The 5824-nt window shown below is 48.1% G+C and carries 4 protein-coding genes; 3 read left to right on the forward strand and 1 reads right to left on the reverse strand.

Translation table 11 applies throughout. The features are described 5' to 3' along the window. The 3 genes from AC4PME_RS19720 to AC4PME_RS19730 form a co-directional block, all read left to right on the forward strand. Nucleotides 1-188: EAL domain-containing protein (locus AC4PME_RS19720; protein WP_491529728.1), on the forward strand; the 188-nt coding region annotated here is incomplete at its 5' end. 25 nt (nt 189-213) lie between these two features. Next, nucleotides 214-2727: a chemotaxis protein CheB gene (locus AC4PME_RS19725; RefSeq protein ID WP_491226181.1), complete on the forward strand. Its 2514-nt coding sequence runs from the start codon at nt 214-216 to the stop codon at nt 2725-2727. After that, the gene (locus AC4PME_RS19730; protein WP_491226182.1) at nt 2724-3731 is read left to right on the forward strand and encodes a PAS domain-containing protein; all 1008 of its coding nucleotides are present in this window, start codon (nt 2724-2726) and stop codon (nt 3729-3731) included. Before AC4PME_RS19725 ends, AC4PME_RS19730 begins: the two co-directional genes overlap by 4 nt. A 45-nt stretch (nt 3732-3776) precedes the next feature. On the opposite strand, the gene AC4PME_RS19735 is transcribed toward AC4PME_RS19730, so the two are convergent. After that, nucleotides 3777-5824 (reverse strand): beta strand repeat-containing protein (locus tag AC4PME_RS19735; protein ID WP_491529729.1); only part of this gene is annotated, 2048 nt, incomplete at its 5' end.

Genomic DNA, 5824 nt, shown 5'->3' on the forward strand with positions numbered 1-5824 from the left:
TGACGGCAATGATCGCGATGGGGAAGAGCCTTGATTTACAAATTCTGGCTGAAGGTGTGGAAACAGAGGAACAGTTCCATCTCTGCAGAAATCTTGGTGCCCAGCTTTTTCAGGGGTTTTATTTTTCTAAGCCACGGGATTCGGATACACTAATAAAAATGCTTAACAGTCAGCCATGTGTAACCTGACACGGGTGTCTATCGGGAACGGAAAATGGAAAAGAGAGCAACGGAAAAGGAAGCGCAATACATTGTAGGCATAGGAGCATCGGCCGGGGGGCTTGAGGCTCTGCAGGAACTCTTCAGTGTGCTGCCCGACAATCTAGGTGCATCGTATGTCATTGCTCAGCATTTATCTCCTGACTTTAAGTCGATGATGGATGAGCTGTTAAGTAAAAATACAAAAATGGCTGTGCACCAGGCCGTAGAGGGAGAAAAACTGAAACCTGATACGGTTTACCTCATACCGGCTGGCAAACTGATGAGGGTGGCTGAAGGATGCATTTACCTGTCTGATTTACCCCCTGACAACCGCATAAATCTCCCCATTAACGAATTGTTCAGAACCATCGCAGAAGACGTACAGAATCGCGCGATAGGTATCATACTATCCGGTACTGGCTCCGACGGTAGCCGTGGCATTTTGTCGTTAAAAGAAATGGGAGCGATGGTCATCGCCCAGAATCCCGCAGAGGCGCGTTTTGATGGCATGCCGTTAAATGCAATCAATACCGGCTCTGTGGATTTCGTGCTGAATATTCAGGAGATCCCGGAACAGTTACGACGTTTCATCGAGCATCCGCTGGTGCGGGAGCAACCCAGTAAATTTCGTGAGCACTTATCTAAGAATTCTAAAGTACTCGACGACATTCTTGGTTTAATTAACGATCGCACCGAACTGGATTTTCGTGCTTACAAAGAATCTACGGTCTCCCGCCGTATTGAGCACAGAATGAGCATTAACAGCAAGCATACTTTGCTTGAATACTGGGAATACTTAAACGGCACACCGGATGAAGTTGAGCTGGTAAAACAAGATTTGCTCATTGGTGTCACTCAGTTCTTCAGGGACGCTGAGGTATGGGAAAGGTTGTATGAAGATGTTGTAAAGCCTATGGTGCTTGAAACATCGAAAGATGACACCATTCGTGTATGGGTTCCGGGGTGTTCTACCGGCGAAGAAGCTTATTCTTATGCCATCCTGTTTTCTGAGGCAATGCAGGAACTAAAAGTGGAGCGTCAGGTTACACTGTTTGCCAGCGATATTGATCAGTCTGCCGTAGCGTTTGCCGCGAATGGAATTTATCCCGGCAGTATTTCTTCTGAAATGTCTTCAGAGTTCATTGCGCGGTATTTTAATTTACTGAATGACGGCAGTTACCAGGTGACTAAAGAAATCAGAAATATGGTGGTGTTTGCCACCCACAACCTGATTCAGGATCCGCCATTTTCCAATATGAATCTGGTGAGTTGCCGTAACACGCTTATTTATTTACAAAATGCAGCGCAACAAAAAGTGATGGCGTTTTTCCATTTTGCGTTGAAAGTGAAAGGCTACCTCATATTAGGAAGTGCGGAATCTCCGGGAAGCTTCAGTATCTATTTTGACTTTACCGATCAGCGCAACCGCATCTATCAGAAAGCCAAAGATATAAAGGTGCCTTCCTCCCAGATTCATTCTGCAAAGCCTTTTCAGAACCGGCATTACAAGCCAAAATCTGTATCTCACTATTTGAGTTCTCCGAATAAGCGCATTGAGGTAGATCGCAAGTCTGCAGCCGTTGGCAGACAGGCAATGATGGAAGCTTACCTGCCTCCGACATTAATTACAGATACAAAATTGCGGGTTATATACAGCTACGGCGATACGACCGCCTTCACAGCACCTTTGCGGCCGGGTTTGGTTACCCATGATTTATCCGATGTATTGAGAGACGATTTATCAGGTCAGGCCATATCAGCTGCCCATCAGGTATTACGAGAAAATATCTCGGTATTCATGGAAGACATCAGAGTAACTGAAACGGAGCGCTGGTCCTTGCGTTGTTTCAGTTTTAATGAAAACGGGCCTGATAATGTTTTTGTCGCTATAAGTTTCGTACCGGGTTCAATGCAACCATCACCGGATTCAGACATCACCTATAAGCGTAGCGAGCAGACAGTTAAACGCATAGAAGAACTGGATAATGCTCTGATAGAGTGTCAGAAGCTTTATCGTGAAGCGCTGGAAGACTTAGATACAACCAGTGAAGAGTTACAGTCGAGCAATGAAGAGTTGATGGCAGCTAATGAAGAACTGCAGTCAACCAACGAAGAGCTGCAATCGGTAAACGAAGAACTCTATACGGTAAACAGTGAGTACCAGCAAAAAATTGTTGAGCTGACGGACATCAACAATGACTTAGAGAATCTGATGATTGCCACCCATCTGGCAGTGCTGTTTCTTAACAGCGATCTCAAAATCAGAAGATTCACACATGCAATGAAGCAATATGTGAATATTATTGATTTTGATATTAACCGGGATTTCAGAGATTTGTCGTTTAAGAAGCCGCTGACTGCATTAGATGAGCTCGTTTCCCAGGTTAATCGTGGTCAGAAATCTACTGTAAAGGAAGTCTATCAGGATGACAGTACCGCGCAGCGTTACGAGGTAACCGTCAGTCAGTATAAGATTGGCGACAGTGCAAAAGGCGTGATTATCTCTATTGTTGAATTACATCAATGAGTGATTCACTCCACCGGGATGCCATGCTGGAGCAAGGACAGCATTACCTTGAAAAGGAACTGCTCAATTTGTTGCAACGCGACAAATTAATGTTCGAATTTTTTCAGGATGATGTTGTAGACGGCCTTTGGTACTGGGATTTAACCGACCCTGAAAATGAGTGGATGAGCCCGAAGTTCTGGCGTCTTTTTGGTTACGACCCGGAATTTAAAGAGCACAAAATTACTGAATGGCAGGATATCATTTTTCCTGAAGATCTTGCTGTCGCCAAACGCAATCTCGAGCTTCACCTGAAAAACCCGAAACATCCTTACGATCAGGTTGTCAGATACTGGCACAAAAACGGCACAATCGTGTGGGTACGCTGTCGCGGTATTGCCATTTATTCCAATGAGGGTGAGCCGGTAAGGTTGCTGGGATGCCATCTTGACATGACAAGGGTCATGGAAAGGCAACAGGAGTTGCTCGGCCTTCAAATAAAATATGAACATCTGCAAAGAAGACTGGATGAAGTGCATTCAGAGCTCTCCCAGGTAAAGCTATTAAATGATTCTCTGCTCCGCCGCTCAGAAAGTGAACGAATCAGAGACGATTACGGGTTTGCCGGAAGCCAGTTTTTTATTGAGCATGTGCGCTTGCTTGCCCAATCTGCTGACCGCTTAGAATGTAAACTCACAACACTAAGGTTTTCTTTCAACGGTATTAATGGCGATATCACTCAGTCGGACGAATTAAAAAACTTTCTTAATAAATCCGTTTTTTCGTTGATTCCGGGGTGTGTTCCTTTTCAGTTTTCTGACGAACTGATAGGCGTTGTTATGCTGGATTATTCGGAAGATGACGTCAGAAAAATTGAGTTAGAAATGCGAAGTGCTGTTCAGACTCATCCGTGGTTAGCAGGAAAGCCGGTCATAGGCTTGCAGTACCGTGTTTTGCCGGTCAACAGCGAAATGTTAGATAAATACCTGGACCTGTCATACATTCTCGAAATGTTCTTTAAATAAAAAGGGTGTGCTGTGAAGCACACCCTTTGTTTTTTCTATATTTCCTTAGATATCGATACTTAACGGGCCAAGGTTCACTGACAGAAGCGAGCCGGAGTCGCCGGAGTCCCCGGAATCAGAACTTGGACTGCTGAGGAAACCTTCCAGCACAGACAAGCTTCCGCTCTCGTTTACCGATGTCGCGTTTCCGGCAGCATCAGTAATAGATGCGGTCAATGACAGTGGGCCAACGCCCAGGTCCAGGAATGGGCCATACGTCCAGGTGCCGTCTTCGGCGACTGTCGCAGTTACTGATACCGTTTGTTCAATTCCCAATATATTGGCGGTAAGGTCAATATTAACCGCAAGACCTTCCAATTCGGGATCGGTGGTGCCTGAAACAAATGGATCGGCTATTGTCGGAACCTGAGTGACCGTCAGCGGTGGCGGAGTGACATCTACCTCTCCACTCAGAGCTACCTGACTCAGGTTGCCGGCCACATCCAGCACTGACACATTTACATTCAGAATACCTTCCGCCACATCGGTGGGGATATCCAGCGTGTAAGTGCCGTCACCGGCTACCGTCGTTGTCAGCGCCTGGGTTGCGCCCAATGCATCTTCTGTTTCAATGGTCACCGTCGCACCAATTTCATCAGATGTACCTGAGATGGTTGGTGTTAAATCGTTAGTGAAACCAATTGCGTCAACGGTCAGGATGGGCAGTGTCAGGTCAATTAATCCTGAGGTGCTGACAGTTGCCAGATTGCCGGCATCATCCAGCACCGACACATTTACATCCAGCAAGCCCTCTGAAATGGCGGTTGGCACAGTCGCCGACCAGGTGCCATCACCGAGAACTGTGGCGTTGAAGCTCTGGGTATCCCCATTACCATCCGTCACAGCAATACTGACAAGAGCGCCGATTTCATCAGAGGTACCGGAAATCAACGGCGTACTGCTGGTCAGATCCGCAATCGGGTTAATGTTCAGGATTGGCAACGTCAGGTCAATCAGGCCGGAGGTATTCACCGTGGCCACATTGCCCGCGGCATCCAGCACCGACACGTTCACATCCAGTAAGCCTTCTGAAATTGCCATGGGTACGTTGGCGGACCAGGTACCGTCGCCGAGAACTGTCGCATTGAAGCTCTGGGTATCGCCGTTACCGTCCGTGATGTCGATGGTTACCAGGGCACCGATCTCGTCAGACGTACCGCTGATGAGTGGCGTGTCGCTGGCGAGGTCACTAATGGCATTCACGTTCAGAATTGGTAGCGTCAGGTCGATGAGGCCGGAGGTGTTCACCGTAGCCACATTGCCCGCTGCATCCAGTACCGACACGTTCACATCCAGCAAGCCTTCTGAAATTGCCATAGGCACGTTGGCAGACCAGGTACCGTCGCCGAGAACTGTCGCGTTGAAGCTCTGCGTGTCGCCGTTGCCGTCAGTAATGTCGATGGTAACCAGTGCGCCGATTTCGTCAGACGTACCGCTGATAAGCGGTGTGTCACTGGCCAGATCGGTGATCGGGTTGATGTTCAGGATTGGCAACGTCAGGTCAATCAGGCCGGAGGTATTCACCGTGGCCACATTGCCTGCCGCATCCAGTACCGACACGTTCACATCCAGCAAGCCTTCTGAAATCGCCACAGGTACGTTGGCTGCCCAGGTGCCGTCGCCGAGAACTGTCGCATTGAAGCTCTGGGTATCACCGTTTCCGTCTGTGATATCGATGGTTACCAGTGCGCCGATTTCGTCAGAGGTACCTGAAATCAACGGCGTGTCGCTTGCCAGATCAGTGATCGGGTTGATGTTCAGGATTGGCAACGTCAGGTCAATCAGGCCGGAGGTGTTCACCGTAGCAACATTACCTGCTGCATCCAGTACCGACACGTTCACATCCAGCAAGCCTTCTGAAATCGCCATGGGTACGTTGGCGGACCAGGTACCGTCACCGAGAACTGTGGCGTTGAAGCTTTGGGTATCACCGTTACCATCCGTGATATCGATGGTTACGATACCGCCGATTTCGTCAGAGGTACCTGAAATCAACGGGGTGTCACTGGCCAGATCGGTGATCGGGTTGATGTTCAGGATTGGCAACGTCAGGT

The sequence above is a fragment of the Alteromonas sp. genome (genome assembly GCF_984505615.1).